The sequence below is a fragment of the Jiangella endophytica genome, from assembly GCF_003427025.1.
Classification (GTDB): Bacteria; Actinomycetota; Actinomycetes; order Jiangellales; family Jiangellaceae; genus Jiangella; species Jiangella endophytica.
This window is the reverse complement of sequence record NZ_QVAI01000002.1, coordinates 422321-440301: the sequence shown is the minus strand read 5'-3', so window position 1 is coordinate 440301 and position 17981 is coordinate 422321. Positions and strand designations below refer to the sequence as shown.

The 17981-nt window shown below is 71.2% G+C and carries 13 protein-coding genes and 1 tRNA gene; 5 read left to right on the top strand and 9 right to left on the bottom strand.

The genetic code is table 11. The features are described 5' to 3' along the window. Nucleotides 1–36: 36 nt before the first annotated feature. The gene (locus tag DZA62_RS06385; RefSeq protein WP_116948007.1) at nt 37–1242 is read right to left on the bottom strand and encodes a metal-dependent hydrolase family protein; all 1206 of its coding nucleotides are present in this window, start codon (nt 1240–1242) and stop codon (nt 37–39) included. A gap of 157 nt (nt 1243–1399) precedes the next feature. On the opposite strand from DZA62_RS06385, the gene DZA62_RS06380 reads away from it, so the two are divergent. After that, nucleotides 1400–1472 (top strand) — tRNA-Arg (locus DZA62_RS06380). A gap of 147 nt (nt 1473–1619) precedes the next feature. Here DZA62_RS06380 and DZA62_RS37500 read toward each other — a convergent pair. Next, entirely contained in the window at nt 1620–2258 is a 639-nt protein-coding gene (locus DZA62_RS37500; RefSeq protein ID WP_408618266.1) for a tyrosine-type recombinase/integrase, read from the bottom strand. A 67-nt stretch (nt 2259–2325) separates the two neighbouring features. Next, nucleotides 2326–2865 carry an Arm DNA-binding domain-containing protein gene (locus tag DZA62_RS36230; protein WP_408618264.1) on the bottom strand — a complete coding sequence of 180 codons (540 nt, stop codon included), beginning with the start codon at nt 2863–2865 and terminating at the stop codon, nt 2326–2328. Between the two features lie 100 nt (nt 2866–2965). On the opposite strand from DZA62_RS36230, the gene DZA62_RS06370 reads away from it, so the two are divergent. Further along, a complete protein-coding gene (locus DZA62_RS06370; protein ID WP_116948005.1) occupies nt 2966–3427 on the top strand; it encodes an NUDIX domain-containing protein in 462 nt (153 codons plus the stop codon). A 108-nt stretch (nt 3428–3535) separates the two neighbouring features. On the opposite strand, the gene DZA62_RS06365 is transcribed toward DZA62_RS06370, so the two are convergent. From DZA62_RS06365 to DZA62_RS06355, 3 genes are all read right to left on the bottom strand, one after another. Beyond that, complete coding sequence (locus DZA62_RS06365) at nt 3536–4459, bottom strand: phytanoyl-CoA dioxygenase family protein (protein WP_116948003.1); 924 nt, start codon at nt 4457–4459, stop codon at nt 3536–3538. 713 nt (nt 4460–5172) lie between these two features. Then, the gene (locus DZA62_RS06360; RefSeq protein WP_116948001.1) at nt 5173–5613 is read right to left on the bottom strand and encodes an HIT domain-containing protein; all 441 of its coding nucleotides are present in this window, start codon (nt 5611–5613) and stop codon (nt 5173–5175) included. 205 nt (nt 5614–5818) lie between these two features. Further along, nucleotides 5819–7603, bottom strand: coding sequence for a helix-turn-helix transcriptional regulator (locus DZA62_RS06355; RefSeq protein WP_198663470.1), 1785 nt, complete (start codon nt 7601–7603; stop codon nt 5819–5821). 302 nt (nt 7604–7905) lie between these two features. Between DZA62_RS06355 and DZA62_RS06350 the strand changes: the two genes are divergently transcribed. Then, entirely contained in the window at nt 7906–10191 is a 2286-nt protein-coding gene (locus DZA62_RS06350) for a hypothetical protein (RefSeq protein WP_116947999.1), read from the top strand. A 183-nt stretch (nt 10192–10374) separates the two neighbouring features. On the opposite strand, the gene DZA62_RS06345 is transcribed toward DZA62_RS06350, so the two are convergent. After that, nucleotides 10375–11208, bottom strand: a complete 834-nt coding sequence (locus DZA62_RS06345; protein WP_116947997.1) for an NmrA family NAD(P)-binding protein — start codon at nt 11206–11208, stop codon at nt 10375–10377. Nucleotides 11209–11288: 80 nt separating this feature from the next. On the opposite strand from DZA62_RS06345, the gene DZA62_RS06340 reads away from it, so the two are divergent. Beyond that, nucleotides 11289–12248 carry an AraC family transcriptional regulator gene (locus DZA62_RS06340; RefSeq protein ID WP_116947995.1) on the top strand — a complete coding sequence of 320 codons (960 nt, stop codon included), beginning with the start codon at nt 11289–11291 and terminating at the stop codon, nt 12246–12248. A 39-nt stretch (nt 12249–12287) separates the two neighbouring features. On the opposite strand, the gene DZA62_RS06335 is transcribed toward DZA62_RS06340, so the two are convergent. Together DZA62_RS06335 and DZA62_RS06330 are read right to left on the bottom strand one after the other, a co-directional pair. Then, nucleotides 12288–15377 carry an AfsR/SARP family transcriptional regulator gene (locus tag DZA62_RS06335; protein WP_198663469.1) on the bottom strand — a complete coding sequence of 1030 codons (3090 nt, stop codon included), beginning with the start codon at nt 15375–15377 and terminating at the stop codon, nt 12288–12290. Nucleotides 15378–15522: 145 nt separating this feature from the next. Then, on the bottom strand, nt 15523–15960 hold the full coding sequence (locus DZA62_RS06330; protein ID WP_157987513.1) for a hypothetical protein: 438 nt from the start codon (nt 15958–15960) through the stop codon (nt 15523–15525). Between the two features lie 568 nt (nt 15961–16528). Here DZA62_RS06330 and DZA62_RS06325 point away from each other — a divergent pair. Beyond that, on the top strand, nt 16529–17794 hold the full coding sequence (locus tag DZA62_RS06325; protein ID WP_157987512.1) for a Stp1/IreP family PP2C-type Ser/Thr phosphatase: 1266 nt from the start codon (nt 16529–16531) through the stop codon (nt 17792–17794). Nucleotides 17795–17981 lie beyond the last annotated feature (187 nt).

Below are 17981 nucleotides of genomic sequence, written 5' to 3'. Positions count from 1 at the left end.
GTTGGCGCGGCGACCTTCCGGCCGTGGCCGCCCGGGTCAGACGACCGCGCCCGACCGGATGACGATGCGCCCCTTCTCGCTCCAGAGCAGCGAGGCGTCCGCGAACGGGTCGCCGTCGAACAGGACGAGGTCGCCGGCCGCGCCGGCGCCGATCCGGCCGAGGTCGTCGCGCCCCAGCAACTGGGCGTTGACCGCCGTGGCCGACCTGAGCGCGTCGAGGACGCCGAGCACCTCGACCTGCAAGCGCAGCCCGACCAGCTGGTCGTCCTCCAGATCGCCCATGAGGTCGGTGCCGAAGCCGACGCGGACGCCAGCGTCCCTCGCCAGCTCGATCGCGTGCTTGCCCGAGTCGAGGACCTCACGGTTCTTGGCCTTGGAGATCGGGTTCAACCCGAGCGCGTCACCGCGCCGGTCCATCGCGTCGTACGCCGCCAGCGTCGGCACGAGGAACGCGTCGTGCTCGGCCATCAGCGCGGCGGTCGCCTCGTCGAGCAGGTTGCCGTGCTCGATCGAGCGGACCCCGTTGCTGACGGAGTGCTCGATCGCCTCGGGCGAGTACGCATGCGCGGCGACGTACGAGCCGCGGCGGGCCGCCTCGTCGGTGATCGCGCGGACCTCGTCGGCGCTGTACTGGGGCCGGCGGATCGGGTCGGTCAGCGACACCACCCCACCCGACGTCATGATCTTGATCGCGTGCGCGCCCCGGCGGAACCGATCGCGGACGGCGCGCCGCACCCCGTCCACCCCGTCGACGACCTCCGTCATGTGGTTGTGGCCGACGCACAGGTCGCTGTCGCCCGGACGCGGGTCGCCATGGCCGCCGGTCTGGGAGAGGGCCGGGCCGGTGTAGAAGTAGCGCGGCGCGGCGGCCAGGCCCTCGTCCAGCGCGCGGGCCAGCCCGGGGTCGCCGCCCGCGACGTCGCGGACCGTCGTGAACCCGCGGCGCAGGGCGTTGTTCAAGCGCTGGGCCGCCTTGAGCGCGACGTAGCTCAGCGGGCTCGACTCGATGCCGACCATGTCCAGCCCGATGCCGTAGGCGTGACAGTGCGCGTCGATGAGACCGGGGACGACGGTGCCGCCGCGCGCGTCGATCGTGGTCGCGTCGCGGTCCTCGCTGTCCCACGTCTCGGGATCCACGATCACGCCGTCGACGATGCGGACATCACCCTCGGTCAGCTCGGCCGAGAAGCCGTCGAAGATGCGCGCGTTCGTGATGGTCAGGCTGGCCGGCTGCTGGCCCATGGGCGATCACCCTTCTAGTCTGCTTTGTGTCATGTCACACGCTATAGCGGGTGTCCGTGCTGGTCGCGAGCGGTCCACCGGCAGGCGTCGTTATCCGATTTCAGCCTCGCCGCTCGGACCGGTACACTCGGTCACCGGTCCGCTTCCAGCGGGTCGAGCGCCCGTAGCTCAACGGATAGAGCATCTGACTACGGATCAGAAGGTTAGGGGTTCGAATCCCTTCGGGCGCGCACACTGAAACCTCAGGCCAGAACGATAACGGCCTGGGGTTTCGTCGTCTCAGCAGCACGGCTTGCTAACACCCTTGCTAACACGGCGTTAGCGCGGCCGCGGGCAGATCGTCCCCGTCCGGGTCACTCGCAGAACTGCCCGAGCCCTCATCGGGTCCGACCTCGCGGGCGAAGATGTCCGCCACGTCCGCCGCTCGCTGGCGGATCACGTGTGCATACACGCGCAGCGTGATCGCGGGATCGGCGTGTCCGAGCCGTTCCGCGACCACGTGCACCGGCGCACCGGCGCACCGGCCAGCAGCAGCGTCGTCGCGTGCACGTGCCGCAAGTCGTGCAGTCTGGCGCGCGGCAGCTTGTCCGGCCTTTTCGCCTTCCGGTTGTGCGCTTCGACCAGCCGGGGTATGAGCTGGGACACTGTGTCCGGATACACCGGTCCACCGAGACCACGAGTGAACACGTGATCCTCATCCACCCATGCGGGACCGGCGATGAGGCGTTCCTCGGCCTGTCGGCCCGTAGCGACTTCAGCACCGCCACCGTGCCAACGTCAATGCTCACGATCCGTACGTAGCCGCCCTTGGTCGTGCCCTCGATCCGTTCACCTTCGATCACCGCCGCCGACCCACGAATGACGACCTCGGCGCGCTCCAGGTCCACATCGAGCCAACGCAGGTTCAGCAGCTCACCCGGCCGCGCACCGGTGTGCGCCGCCACATGGAAGAACGGCTGCAGCCGGTGACGCTTGGCGAACTCCAGGAACCGGCGCAACTGGTCAGCGCTCCACACGTCACGCACGCCGGCCCGCTCACGCCGAGGACGCTTCGCCCGCTCAGCCGGGTTCGACGACAGCACCTCATCCACCCGCACAGCATCGTTCAACGCCTTGCGCAGGATCGCGTGCACTTGGTCGACGGACCGAGGCCGACAACGGCCGGCCGTTCTTGCCGCCGTCGTCGAGCAGGTCCCGGTAACCGGCGAGCGTCTTCGGCTTGATCTCGACGGCGTGGCCCTCGATCCACATGTCCAGGTAAGCGCCCACGGTGACCGGGTTGCGCTCGACGTACTGACCCCGCCGAGCATTCACCCTGGCTTCGTCGCGCGCAGCCTTCGCCTCAGCCTCGGTCGCGAACCCGCCCACCCACTTCGGCTTACTCAACCCGGTGCGCGGATCGGTCACCCGGATCACGTAGGACCAGGTCGAGCCGCGTGGCCGGGTCACCGGGAGCCACGGCCCTTGGATGTCCGCTGCCGGGTCGGTTTCACCGCGCGGGCGCAGTACCGGCACAGCGTGTCCGGTGCCGTGGAGCGGACTGTCGCAGACCGGGCAGTGGAACGCATACGCCCGCGTCGTGGTGGCGAGCTGCGCGGCCGTCAGCACTAGGACCGCGAGCACGGTCAACAGGGCGACGGGGAGTCGCAGTTCTCCCGGCCGTCCGACGTGCCTGCGCCGCTATGCTGCTGGCGATCCGGCCCGATGGTGAGGAGCGAGATCCGTGACGGACCAAGGCGTGCGGGTTCGTTGTGCCGGTCTCCTCGTCCGCGACGGCCACGTCCTCATGGAGTCCCTCGTGGGTGTCGAGCGTTGGTGTCCGATAGGTGGAGGACTCCAGCCGGGCGAGACCGTTCCCGAAGCGATTGTTCGGGAGTTCCGCGAGGAGGTCGGTTGGGAGGTCTCGGTGGGCGAGATGGCCGTTGTCACAGACGACCTGTTCCGTTCAAGCCAGGGCACGATGGAACACGCCATCGCCTTCTTCGCCTGGGTCGACGGGGGACCCGAGGACGGTTCCATCCCGGCGTCACCTCCTGGTGAGGAGCACCAGGAGCTTGCCTGGATACCCCTATCCGGACTCGGCAACGTGACACTACTGCCACACCACCTCAGCGACGACATCCCCGCTGCGTTGCAGTCAGGAAGGATCGTCTTCCGCAGCGAGCGACGAGTGCCGCTTGTCTGATCCGCGCGACCCCTGCGGAGGACGTGGACGGCTGGTGGCCCTCGTGGCTTCCCGCACTGAACCAGCATGATCTCTGGGCGTGCGTCATTGTCGATGCAGTACTCGCTGTCAGGCGCCGGGGGTGAATCGACGAGCGTCACGCCAGGGCCGCAAGTCCAGTTTAGAGTAGCGCTGCTGTATGCCATCGAGTGTCTCCGCGGTCCAGAACTGGTGGCCAGGGGGCGGGAAACCGAATAGTTCGAGTTGACGTGGCGTTGCACGGTGCACGAACTCGTACCACTCGGGCATGTGGCTTCGCGCCGCCCATGCCATCCGTTGGCCCCAGTCGACTTCGGCCGGACGGTAGATGAGTTGCATCGAGTATCGGGCGCCCCGAGACCTCCTGAGCCTGGTGCCGCGGTGGAAGGTCCGGGTGTTGAATGCGATGACTGTGCCGGCCGGGCCCGCACCGGACTGTTCTGCGGCGTACAGATGCGAGTTGTCGGCGGCCGAGACGAACTCGCCGGCACCACCGCCCCGAGGGTAAAAGTTCGGGTTCATCGGCAGGTGGTCGGTGTGGTCCCATGAGACCAAATGCGGCGGACCGAGCTCTTCAGGGACGTCGACGAGGAAGACGAAGAGCTCCAATTGCTGGTACCGGTTCTCCGTGGAAGGCACCAGGATCGTTTGATTGAGATAGTCGCGGTGCAGCGCCTGCTCGTAAGATACGGCGCCCGTGTACTTGGCCCACGCCTCCGCCGAGGAAATCCGCAGGTCAGTCTGCCTGAGCAAGTCCTCGGCCAGCTGGATGATCCGGGGATGCACAGCCAGGAGACTCAGCTCGGTACTGGAGAACGGGAACTCGTCGATCCCGTCGAACTCGTCATCAACATAGCGGGTACGACGTGGATCGGTGCCGTCATGAAACCCCTCCGGGGTGGGAAACATCGTCTCCACCTCCCCGAGTGCGGCCGCCAGGTCATTGCCCGTCAGAAAGCCGGGCAGGATCACAAACCCATCGGTGCGCCAAGCGTCTGCGGTGCCGTTATCCATGCGTCCACGTTGGCGCTCCGGCGGTCGATGTGCAACAGAGTTTGTGAGGGGCCACACCGAGCAGCACGTCCTCAAAGCAGGTCGCCCACTGCTAACGGCCTTGCTAACGCGAGGGCTGGACGTCAAGGAATGCACTGAACAGCAGCGGACTTGTTAGTGCAGGTCAGCAGAACGGCCCCGTTCATCAGCGACCGATCTGGACGGCACATATCCGCCTACGGATCAGAAGGTGAGGGGTTCGAATCCCTTCGGGCGCGCATCCTGAACCCCAGGCCAATGCACTTCCGGCCTGGGGTTCCATCGTCTCCGCGCCTCGGCTTGCCAACTGGGCACCAGCGCCTCGAGGCCTTGCGGTGGCGACCCGCGCCGCGCGTCCGGCGCGGTCCAGGTGACGAGGAGTTCGGCTCCAGCTGACACGCAATGTCCCTGCGATGTCGGAGCGCTCCGCTCGGGCGGCCGACTGCCGGCCGGCATCCGCAGGGACGGCCCAATTCGGTGAGGTCGCAGCCTTGATCGCCGCGGCGAGTTCGGAGTCGGCGCCCACGGGCACCAGCCTTCCACTCGGGAGAAGGCTCCACGAGCATGGCCCGGCCTTCCGAGCCGGGCGTGCGACCTGGCGGCCGTCCCGGGCCCGTCGGCCGGCAAGCACGTTCACAGCCGTGGCCAGCTCCACCATGCCTGCAAAGTCACGTCGGGCGTCGCGAACGGAACGCTCAGGGGCGTGCGTCGAGCTTCGCGAGCAACGTCTCAGCGATGGCGTCGGTCTCCCGGATCGACAGCGTCGGCACGCCGTCCCAATGTGTTCCACCCTCAGGAAGGGTCGCCGCCAAGTGGAAGTGGACGTGCGGCACTGACTGATGTGCCGGGATCCCGTTGTTCTGCCAAACTGCCAAGCCCTCGGCGCTGTGCGCACGAGCGATCGCAGCCGCCCACCTCTGCACGCTCCGCATGAGTGCTTCGGCCACAGGTGTCGGAACATCGATGATGGTCTCGTAGTGGTCGACCGGGACGACCAGCACATGGCCGCGGCCTCGCTGTTCGCGCGTCACCAACACTGCGGTCAGCGCGTCTCTGTCGATGATGGTGTAAGGCCTCCGACCAGCCAGATACTCGCAGAACGCACACGGGTCATCGATCGGGACCTGGATCCGCATCCGCGTACGGTAGCGACCATCGCACCCCAAGCCGCTCGCACCCGCGGCTGGAACGCCGGCATCCTCGCGATCCCGGCCTCGCCGACTGCCGGCGGAAGCGCAACGTCGACATCCATGTCGGCTGCTGGGGGGTCGGCGGTGCGGAACGCTCAGTGGTACCCGGACTGGTATCGGTTCGACCGGCGGTGCTGATCGGCCATCGACGTCAGGGCGCGACGGGGTGGGCGAGGACGGTGTGGAAGGACGCCGCGATGGCCGTCCTCGTCCCCAGCCCGGTCCGTTCCTTGATCGCCGCGATGTGCTTGTCGACCGTCTTCTCGGTGATGTTGAGCGCGTCGGCGATGTCGAGGTTGCTCGCGCCAGCGGCGATCAGCGCGGCCACCTGGCCCTGGCGCAACGTCAGGTACACCGGCTCGGTGGCCGCCCCCGACGCGGCCCCGAGCGCGACCGGCAGCGACACCGTCGCCAGGTCCTCGCGCCGGGTCAGACCGAGGGCGCGCAGTGCGCTGGCCACGTAGCCCTCGACCGTCCGCACGCCGAGGAACAGCGCCGCCGCGATCTCCCGGTTGGTGCCGCCCGCGGCCGCCAGCGTCGCGACCTCGAGCTGCCGTGTGCTCAACAGCCCCTCGGCCGCGGCCACCGGCGTCCGGAACAACTGCACGGCCCGGGTCCGGACGGCGGCGACACGCGCCTCGCTCGCATAGGCGTCGAGGTCGGCGAGCGCACCGAGCGCCGCGTCCCGCCGGCCACGGCGGACGGCGTCGGAGAGCAGCAGCCAGCGGGTCCGGAAGATCTCGAACCCATTGCCCAGATCCTCGACGACCGGCGCCTCCAGGACCGCGGACCCCGACAGCAGCGCCCGCATCCGCTCCCGCACGATCAGCACGTACGGCGACGGCATCATGTGCTCGACGACGCGCTGCAGCCGCTCCGCGCCGACGGTGTCGCCGTCGGCCACCGCGGCGGCGAACAGCATCTCCGCGATCAGCGCGCGGTCGGAGTTGGTGAGCACCAGCTCGTCGATGTCGCCGTCGGCGAGGACGATGCGGCGGGCGCCGTCGGCGTCGCCGAGGCTGGTGAGGACGATCGCCATCTCCATGAGCACCGAGTGGCCGAGCGACCGCCGGCCCTCGCGCCAGTCGCCGAGCAGGAGCAGCCGTTCCAACTCCGACATCGACGCGCCGCCGTCGGGCAGCTGCTCGCGCGACATCACCGCGAGCACGTGCTGGACGGAGCGCGTGTGCATCCACCACGACCAGTTGCCGGACGCCTCGAAGCCGGTCAGGGCACGCTCGATCAGCTCCGCGGCATCGCCCACCCGCAGCTGTGTGGTGTAGCTGCAGCCCGTGGTGTGATCGAGGAACGGTTCCATGGCGCGGAGTCCCGCGCGCTCCGCCGCGCGCCGGGCGGCGTCCGCGACCACGAGCGCCTCGGCGACCAGCGAGTGCGCCAACGACAGCGTCGGCACCCAGTACAGCAGGTCGATCGCGTCGAGGATCTCGGCCGGGTCGTCGCGGGCGAGCAACTCCAGCAGACCGAGCCGGGCCTGCTCCTCGATCGACAGCTGCTCCGCCCAGTCCGCCGCCGACGGCGGCGCGGTCCAGCCGCCCGCCGGCTCGACGCCGTCCATGACCAGGCGATGGAAGGCGACGGCGACCAGCGCGCGGATGTCGGTCGCGGCCGACTCGGGGGCGCCGGGCGCGCCGTCGAGCGAGAGCGTGAACGCGCCGAAGGACGGTTCGAACGCCGCGCCCAGCTGCCGCTGCACTTCGATGTCCCGGCACAGGGCGGGATCGGACACCGTCGGCAGCACGGCCGTCAGGCGGTCATGGGCCGGCCGCTCGCGACCGCTGAGCTGCTCGTAGCGCGCCAACCGCAGCGTCCCCCGCGGCGACACACCCAGCAGCTGCGCGGCCACGCCCTTGGTCAGTGCGGTCAGCGACCGGCCCGCGAGCGCATCGGCTTCCCCGGCGACGAGCCCGTGCCTCATCGCCACCGCCGAGAAACCGTGGAAACCCCCATGCCCGGCCAGCGGCCTGCGTAGGAACCCCACTCGTCCATGCCGTGTCCCCTCCCTACGGTCGAGCCGTGACTTCGACGACCCCTGCCCGTTTCCGGGCCGCGGCCACCTGCGCCGTTACAACGGTCCTGCTCGCACTGACGTTTCCAGCCACACCTGCTCACGCCCTCGGCCTGACCTGCCGATGGACCGGAGCCGGGGGCGATGCTAACTGGTCGACCGCACAGAACTGGGCCGATTGCGGGGGTGGAGCTCCCGGAGACGGCGATGAGGTGGTCTTCAGCGCCGGCGCGGCCGAGAAGAACCCCGTCAACGACCTCGGCGGAACGACGTTCAGCGTGCTGCGCGTCGAGGAGCCCGGCTACGAGCTCTCCGGCGACGACATCGAGGCGCACTTCCTCAACATCTCGGCGCCGACGACGCTCGCGACCGGCCTGGAGGTCCCGTCCGGCGCGGGCGAGCACCTGCACCACGTCGCCGCCGATCTCACCATCCAGGCACCGCACCAGCTGCGGTTCACCCAAGCGGCGAACGCGACGGACATCGTCCAGCTGACTGACGGCGCGACGCTCGCGGCCCGCGTCGGCGGTGACGACCAGGCGCTGCGGTTCCGCGGCACCGGCACCGTCGAGCTGCGCGGCAGCACGTACGCGGGCACGATCGGCCTGGAGGACGACGTCACGCTGCGATGCGGCGGGACGGACTGCGGCGGCGCCGGCGGCGCCGTCACCGTCGACGAGGAGGCGACGCTCGAGTTCACCGCCGACACCGAGTTCCAGCGGCCGATCACACTGGGCACCGGCCCGGTGCTGGGACCGTACTCGCTGGTCGCCGGCCCGCACGCGGTGACGCTCGCCGAGCCGGTGACGCTCGGCGCGTACGTGCACGTGCAGGGCGGCACCGGCGGCGACCCGCTGGAGTTCGCCGGCGACCTGCACGTGGGCACCGGCACGCTGGCCCTCGACGGCGACGCGACCGTGCCGCAGTTCGCCAGCCTGACCAGCGACCCGAACGGAGAGGTGCGGGTCGGCACGGCGCACGGCCCGGGACGCCTCAGCATCGAGGAGGGCCAGTTCGGCCACGAGGGCTGGACGGCGGTCAACGGGGCCGAGTCGCTGCTCGTCGCGAACGACGCGCTCGCGCTGGGCCCGGTGGGGTCGAGCATCACGACGGTGTACGACGGCGCCACCGTCGGCACCGAGGACACCATCACGCTCGACGAGGAGATCCGGGTCGGCGACCAGTCCATCCTGGCGACGCTCGCGCCCGGAGCGAGCCTGACGGTGACGGACATGAGCCTGGCGAACGGCGGCGGCCGGGTCGAGACCCGGGCGACTCCGTCCGTCGTCGACCTGGTGTCGGTCGGGGGCGAGGGCGACCTGAGCCTGGCGAGCGCCGGCATCGATGCGCCGATCATCTTCAGCGACGGCGGCTCCAGCACGTACGTGGGTTCCACGGTGGCGGAGAGCGGCGGCGTCTCGCTGCACCGCGACACGTCCGTGCCGGGCGACTTCGAGATCCAGGACGCGCACGTCACCACCGTCCACACCGGTCACGCCGACCTGCACGACCTGATTCCGGACACCGCCGCGCTGTCGATCACCGGCGGCGGGACGTTCGTGCTCAACGACAACGAGGCGATCGGCGCGCTCGGCGGCTCCGGCTCCGGCGGCTCGGTGCTGCTGGTCGACGCGGCGTCCGAGCTGTCCGTCGTCGGCGCGGCGACCACGACGTTCGGCGGCGACCTGCGTGGCGCCGGGACACTGCGGCACGGCGGCGACGGCGCGCTGACGCTGGGCGGCGACTGGACCCAGAACGCCGACGGATCCCGGCTGGCCGTGGCCGGCGGGACGGTCGCGGTGAACGGCGACCTCGGCCAGACGGCGGCGACGGTGCAGGGCGTGCTGCGTGGTGTCGGCACCGTCGGGACCCTGGCACTCGACGGCGGGACGGTCGCTCCCGGCGCCTCGGCGGGCTGTCTCACCGTCGACGGCGAGTTCACCGGTCACGGCACCCTCGGCGTCGAACTCGGCGGGCATGAGCCGTGCGGAACGTTCGACCGGATCGCGACCGGCCATCAGACCCTCGGCGACCTCACCTGGGACGTCACGGTCCTCGACGGGTTCGCACCCGCTGAGGGCGACGAGTTCGCCGTCGTCACCACGTCGGGGCCGGGCAGCACCGACCTGCCGGCGCAGGAGGTCACGTCCGGCGAGTATGTGTTCGACGCCGTGTGGGACGGGACCGACGTGCTGCTGCGGGTCACCTCGGCGCCCGAGCACCCGGCGCCCACACCGTCCCCCTCGCCGTCGGACGAACCGACCGGGTCACCCACGGACGGTCCGGGCGACGACTCCGGCGACGGTTCCGAGGACGGTTCCGGCGACGGCTCGGACGGTGGCTCGGACGGTGGCGTCGGCGACGACCCGGCCGAGGACGGCGACCTGCTGCCGGACACCGGCGTGTGGACGCTGGGTGGGGTCGCGCTCGCGACACTGCTGGTCGCGGGCGGGGTACTGGCGCTGCGGGCCCGCCGCCGGGCGATGAGCGCCGTCTGATCGATCGGGAGTCGCCCGCCCACCAGCGGGCGACTCCCGAACCGCTCCACCGCGCCGGGGCCGAGCACGGCCAGCCCGCGAAGCCCCGTCAGCACACCTGCTCACCGCCGGCGAAGGACCCACGACCTCGGCACGACCGGCCTGATTCCCGTGAGCGCGCCAGCGTCCCGCCGCACCGGCAGGTCAGGACCAGGCGCCGGCCGCGGCAGCGTCACGGACGACATCGCGGAAGTCGCGAGCCGGACGGCCGAGGGCACGCTCGACGCCGTCGGAGAGATAGGCGTCGATGCCGCGGCGGATCGGGCCGATGAGGCTCGCATAGACGTCGGCGTCGGCCTCGGGCCAGCCCTCGTCGACCAGCTCACGCACGAGGTCGTCGTGTTCGAGGCGGGTGTAGCGGACGTCGCGGCCGGTCGCCGCGGAGATCTCGGCGGCCACCTCGGTCATCGTCAGGGCGCGCGGGCCGGACAGCTCGTACGTCTGTCCGACATGCCGGTCGTCGGTCAGCGCCGCCACGGCGACCGCGGCGATGTCGTCGACGTCGACGAAGCTGGCCGCGCCGTCGCCGGCCGGCAGTCGCAGGTCGCCGGCGAGGACGGCGTCGCGGAAGAAGCCCTCGCTGAAGTTCTGCGCGAACCAGCCCGGGCGCAGGATCGTCCAGTCGACCGCCGCCGAACGCAGCGCTGCCTCGCCGTCGATGTGCGCGTTGTCCTCCATCAGGTGTGCCGGCAGGTAGTCGGGCACGTCGACGCCGCGACCGGAGAGCAGCACGATGCGCTCGACGCCACTGCCGATCGCGGTGTCGATGAAGGGCCGTGTGACCGGGGCGGCGTCGTAGGGCACCACGAACGCCGTGCGCGCGCCGTCGAGCACGGCCGGCCAGGTGGCGTCGTCGGTCCAGTCGAACGGCGGCGCGCTCTTGCGGCCGGCTTGGCGGGTGGGCACGCCGAGGTCGTCGAGGCGGGCGGCGACGCGGCGGCCGACCTTCCCGGTGGCGCCGATGAGGAGAATCGTCATGCCGCCAGCCAACCGTCACCGGGTTGGACGCTGAATGGTCCAGGCGCTCCAATCCATGCGACGTCGTCTACGGTGGTGTGATGGATGCGCTGACCGACCTGCTCGACGACGTCCGGGCGAGCGGTGCGTTGATCGGGCGGACGGTGCTCGACCCGCGCTGGTCGGTCCGGTTCGCGACCGGCGCCGAACTGACGCTGCTCGCCGTCCTCGACGGCACCGCATGGCTCCTGCCGGCGGACGGCGACCCTGTGCGGGTCGGTGCGGGCGAGGTCGCCATCGTCCGCGGACCGGAGCCGTTCACCGTCGCCGTCGACCCCGCCGCACGGCCCGAGGACGCCGTCAAGCTCGCCGACTACTGCGCGTGGAGCGTGCGAGCCGGCGCCGCTGGACGCACCTGCGACCCGGGCGCCAGCGGCGACACCGTCGTGCTGACCGGGACGTACGACGGTGCGGCCGGCATCAGCGAGCGGCTGCTCGACGCGCTGCCGCGGGTCCTGGTGATCGCCGAGGACGACTGCCCGTGCCCGATGCTGGATCTCGTCGCCGACGAGATCGCCGCGAATCGGCCCGGCCAGCAGGTCGTGCTCGACCGCCTGCTCGACCTCATGCTGGTCTCGACGCTGCGCGGCTGGTTCGACCGGCCGCAGGCGCGGGCGCCGCACTGGTACGGCCGGCTGGACGACTCGCCGGTGAGCCAGGCGCTGCGCCTCCTGCACGACGACCCCGGCCGCGGGTGGACGGTCGGCTCGCTGGCCGCTGCGACCGGGGTGTCGCGGGCGCTGCTGGCCCGCGACTTCGCCGCTCGGGTCGGCGAGCCGCCGATGAGCTACCTGGCCGGGTGGCGGCTGTCGATCGCGGCCGACCTGCTGCGCGAGACCGACGCGACCATCGAGAGCATCGCCCGTCAGGTCGGATACGGCAGTGCGTTCGCGCTCAGCGCCGCGTTCAAGCGGCGCCGCGGTCTGACACCGTCGCAGCATCGTGCGGTAGGCCGCTCACTGCACGGGCCGACACGCCAACCCGCCGATGCCGCCGGCTGACGCGTCACGCCACGATCGGTCCCCGCGGCCGCCGGACTGTCAGCCTCGCAAGGCGGCGTCGAACCGAGACCGCCGCGGATCGTCGGCCGTGCCGAGCAGGCCGATCCCCTCGTCGTAGGCCGTGCGCGCCTCGTCGCGGCGATTCAGCGCCATCTTGAGCTGCGTCTCCGTCAACAGCACGTTGACCAGGCCGTCCGTCGCGCCGAGCTCGCGCAACAGTGCCATCGCGGTGGCGGCATGGTGCGCTGCCCGGTCAAGATCGTCGGTGCGCAGGCCGGCCTCGGCGAGGGTGCCCAGGCTCATGCCCTCGATGATGCGGTTGCCGGAGCGCCGGCTCAGCTCCATCGACTGCTGCGCGTGCGCGATGCTCTCGTCGTAGCGGCCGAGCAGATTCAGGGTGTTGCCGAGGTTGAGATGGCAGGCCGCGACCTCCGGCGACAGCATCGCCGGGACATCGGAGCGCTCCCATCGGGCGGCCGCCACCAGTGACGCCCGGTAGGTCTCGACCGCGGCCTCGAGATCGCCGGCCCGGTTCTGGGTGATCCCCAGGTTCATCAGGACGGCGGATTCCGTGCCGACATCGCCAGCCGCGCGGCAACCTGCCAGCGCCTCCCGCAGGGCCGCGGCCGCCTGCTCTCCCGCACCGCCCCGGTGGTAGGCGTTGCCCAGGTTGTTGTAAGCGACGTATCGGGCGGCCTCGTTCAGGTGTTCGGCCGCGGTGACTCCGGCAAGGGCGATCTCGATGCGCTCGTCCTGATAGGCGGTGCCGATGAGCAGGACGCGGCCGAAGTCCCACGCGAGCTTCCAGGCCTCCTCGTGCCAGCCGAGTTCGGAGAGGCGCAACGTCAGGAACATGAGGGCACGGTGCTCGGTCCGGCACCAGGCCCAGGCCGCCTCACGATCGGCGAAGGTCATCGGCTGGATGTCGGCGGGCGGACCGAGCAACGGTGCCCGGCGCACATTGGGACGCAGCCGGTCGGCGGCGTTGCGGACGCTGTGCACGTACCAGCCGAGACCACGAGCGCCGGCCGCCAACAGCACCTCCGGGTCGTCGACGGTGTCGGCCAGCAGCGCGGCGTACACCCGGACGAGATCGTGGAACCGGTAGCGGCCACGCACGCTGAAGAGGAGAGAGAGGTCGGCGAGGTGGTCCAGCAGCCGCCGGACGTCGGCCACCGGCATACCGACGACGGATGCCGCGAGGTCGGCGCTGAAATCCAGCGGCGTCACCCACCCGAGGTACCGGAACACTCGCGCCGACTCCGGCTCGAGCGCGGCGTAGGACCACGAGATGACCGCCCGCACACTGGCCGTCGGCCCATCGTCGATGTCGTCCAGGGCCTCCATCCTCGCCTGCCCGTCGCGCAGCTCGCGGACCAGCGTCGCCGAGTCACGGTCGCGATGACGCGCCAGGTACTCGGCCCCGATGAGGAGGGCGAGCGGCAGGTGTTCGCACAGCTCGGCCAGCTCGCCGACAGTCGGCTCGTCGATGCTCCACGCGTCGCCGGCCACGTCGGGATGCGAGACGCCGCCCGATCGTCCGCCGCCGGACGGATACAGCGCACCGGCGCGGCGCGCCTCGTCACCAGTGCGCCGCTCGTCGCCAGAAGCCCACCCGTCACTGGAGCCCAGGTCGCCGGAGCTCGAGCCGTCACCAGAACGCGAGCCGTCGGTGGAGGACGACGCTGCGCCGGCGGAATCGGTGCCGAACCCGCCGACGGTCAGCCCGTGCCGGCGCATCCGATCGGTCAGCAACTCGACCGCCTCGTCGGCCGGCAGGCGGTCGACGGCGATGCGGCGGGCGCCCTCACGTGCGGACAACCCTCGCAGCGCGTTGCGGCTGGTCACCACCACCCGCCCGGAGGTTCCGGGGAGCAGCGGCCGGACCTGTTCGGAGTCGCGGACGTTGTCGAGGACCACCAGCATGCGGCGACCCGCGAGCAGCGTCCGGTACAACGCCGCCCGTGCGTCCAGTCCGTCGGGGACCTGGTCGGCAGCTGCGCCGAGCCCGCTCAGCAGCTCGCCGAGCGCCGTCAACGGCTCGAGCGGACGGCGCTCCGCGAAGCCACGCATGTCGACGAAGAGCTGACCGTCGGGGAACGTCTCCTGCCGCTGGTGCGCCCAGTGCACGGCCAGCGCCGTCTTGCCCGATCCGCCCTGACCGGTGACCGCGACGAGCACCGTCCCGGGCGCATCGGGATCGTCGATGCCGAACGCGTCGTCGAGCGCGGCGAGCGCCTCGGACCGTCCGACGAACGCGACATCGGCGGGCAGCTGGCGCGGGTGGATCGCGCCCGGGTCGGTCGCCGCGCGCGACGACGTCGCCGCCGATGATGTGCCGGCGCGGCCGGCCGGGCCGGACGCGGCGCCGGGGTTCAGCAGCTCGGCGTGCAACCGCTGCAGCTCCGGTCCCGGGTCGGCACCGAGCTCGTCGACCAGCCGCAGCCGCACCTCTTCGTAGGTCGCCAGTGCTTCCGCGGTGCGGCCGGCCGCGGCGAGCGATCGCAGGTACCGCGCCCACAGCGACTCGCGCAGCGGATGCCGTGCGGTCTCGTAGCGCAGCCGCCCGGTCGCGTCGTCGATCTCACCCGTGGCCAGCGCGAGGTCGGCCGCCCGCTCGAGCGCGCTCAGGTAGCGCTCGGTCAGGCGCGGCGCCTCGACGGCCACCAGCGCATCGGCCTCGACTCCGAGGTACGGCGCGCCGCGCCACAGCTCCAGCGCATGGCCGAGCAGCTTCCGCTCGACCTGCACGTCGGCAACCGCCGTCGCCTCGTCGAGCAGCACCTCGAACCGCAGCACGTCGACCTGGTCAGGCCGGACGTCGAGGGTGTACCCGCCGGGCCGGCTCGCGACGACGGCGTCGGGCAGCATGGCCCGCAGCCGGGCGATCCACGTCTGGACCGTGCGCCGGACGTTGACCGGCGGCTCGTCGCCCCACACGAAGTCGCCGATCGCGTCCAACGACACCGTCTGCCCGGCCGACGACGCCAGCACCGCGATGATTCCGCGCAGCCGGCCGCTCGTCACGATCACGGGACGGCCGTCGCGCCGGTACTCGAACGGCCCGAGCAGGCCGAACCAGACGGCGCCACGGTCGTCACCGGCGACGGTGCTGGGCGAGGCGGTCACGCACACAGCATCGTCGTTAGGTCATCCGCATGTCACCCTCCCGCGTCAACTCGTCGCCAAACGGCGCCTCGAAACGGGATCGGGCCGTGGTGCGGCCCGAGCCCATGCCCGTCGGTCGGCCGGCGGTCGCGCCTCGCGCGCCGGATCAGTCCATCGGCATCACCTGCCGCACGGCACAGGCCGTCCGGGTGAGATCGCGGAAGTCGATCTGCTCGCCACCACCGAAGACGCGGACCGCGACGCCAGGTCGAGCGAGCCAGAAGAACTCACCGGCGTCGGAGAAACCGGGTCCGTCGGGGTGGGCGAACAACTCGGTCGCCCAGGCGGCTGGATCGCGTTCGAGGTACTCGACCAGGAACCCCCGCAACGCCGCCACGTCGGTGAACAGCGGACTGCGCATGACCGTGACCTGGAGATCGACACGGTAGGACTCGTCGGGGTAGGGGCCGGACTCCCAGACGCGCGACCGGAACCCGACGTCGTCCCACTCGTACTCGAAGTCGGAGACGAGTGGACCGAGGCCCTGTGGGACCCAGCCGAGCACGAAACCGTCGAGCTGCTGCGGATGGCGCGGTGGCGGCATGGGCCGGCAGTCGACCGTCCACCCGGCGACGACGGATGCCTTCGCGACGCCCGCCGGCGCGAGGGCCGGTCTGCCTTCGACCGGGGTAGTGGCGTCCGGCACCATCCCGGACGACGCGCCCCCCACCGACACCGCTCCCGTCGGCGCCGCTCGCGCCGTGGTGCTCGACGCCGACGCCGGGGTCGAGGCAGGCGCAGAGGTGGCGATCGAACCTCCCGCGACCAACGCGGCAACCGTCAGTCCGCACACCGCGGCACCCTTGATGAGCTGCATGAACAATGTCCTTTCCCACGACGATGACGGAGCCCGAGGCCCCGGTCCGGCAGCTCGGCCGGACCACTTCATCGTTCGCCGAACAGGCACTCGTCCGCTCCCGCCGATCCCGGAAATGTGGACAACTGAGGAGATCGGCGAGGGCTGTGGACACGGCCTGTCCGCGTGGCGTCCCGACGGTGGCGAACCGAGGACCGTTACGATCCGCAGTGATCGACAAGTCTCTGGGGGGAGGCGACGAGGTGGGCGTGCTTCGGGCCCACGGCGCCTCAATGGGTGCGGGAGTAGGGAATCGATGCCGTTGACGCTGCGCTATGCCGCGCGCTCCGACGTCGGCCTGGTCCGGGAGGGCAACGAGGACTCCGGCTACGCCGGCCCTTATCTCCTGGCCGTCGCCGACGGTATGGGCGGGCACGCAGCGGGTGAGGTCGCCAGCCGGGCGGCCATCGACGAACTCGTCAACGCTGACCAGTTGCCCGACGGCGATCCGATCGACGTGCTGTCGGCGGCCGTCAGCGCCGCCAACGGCCGCATCGACGACATGGCGCGCGCCGATCCGTCCCGAGCCGGCATGGGTACGACGTCGACGGCGCTGCTGTGGAACGGCGCCCAGCTGGCGCTCGGCCACATCGGCGACTCCCGTGCCTACCTGCTGCGCAACGGGTCGTTGACCCAGATCACCCGCGACCACACGTTCGTCCAGTCTCTGGTGGACGACGGACGCATCACTCCGGAGGACGCCCGCGAGCACCCCGCGCGCTCCGTCGTGACGAAGGTGCTGCAGGGGCAGTCGCCGATCCGTCCGGACTACTCGATCATCGACGTGCAGGCCGGCGACCGCCTGCTGATCTGCAGCGACGGGCTGTCCGACGTCGTCACCGACCAGGAGATCGAGACCACGCTCGGCCGAGCGCACACCATCGACGATGCCGCCGACCAGCTCATCGCGATGGCGCTCGACTCCGGCGCGCCCGACAACATCACAGTCGTGATCGGCGAGCTCGTCGAGGCCGACGCCGCCGGCGACGGCGCGCCCGCCACGTCGTACATCGTCGGATCGGCGGCGGAGGCCATCGAGGGCGGCGAGCCGGCGGAGCTCACCGAGGATCCCGAGGCCATGCGCTACGCGCCGCGGGCCCGGCGGCGCCGCCGTCGACGCTGGCTGCGCCCGCTGATCGCCGTCGCCGCCGTGATCGCGGTCGGCTGGGCCGGCCTCACGGTCGCGAACGGCTGGGTCCGCGAGCAGTACTACATCGGCGTCAGCGACGGTGAGGTCGCCATCTACCAGGGGGTTCGGCACGAGCTCGGCCCCGTGCACCTGTCCGAGCTGTACGCCGTGCCCGGGGGCCTCCCGATGGAGGCGCTGCCGACTGTCTACCGCGACGAGGTCGACGCGACCATCACGGCCGGCGATCTCGACGAGGCCGAGCAGGTGGTCCACACGCTGCGACTGCGCGCCTGCCGCGCACACGCGCGCGAGACGACGGCGACCGAGGGCGCCAACGTCGACGAATGGCTCGGCGACGAAGTCGGTTTTCCCGGCCTGCTCTGTTCCGACTGACCGGCGTCCGCTGAACCGTCACGGCCGCTACGGACGTGCGGACTCGGCGGACGGCGATCAGCGGCGCCGGTACCGGCGGTCCCGGCCGAGCGCGTACGTGCACGCCAGCCGCCCACCAGACCACCGGCCGCGATCCCCGCGACCCACCGAGAACGTCCACACCAGCCACCCGCCAGACCACCGGCCG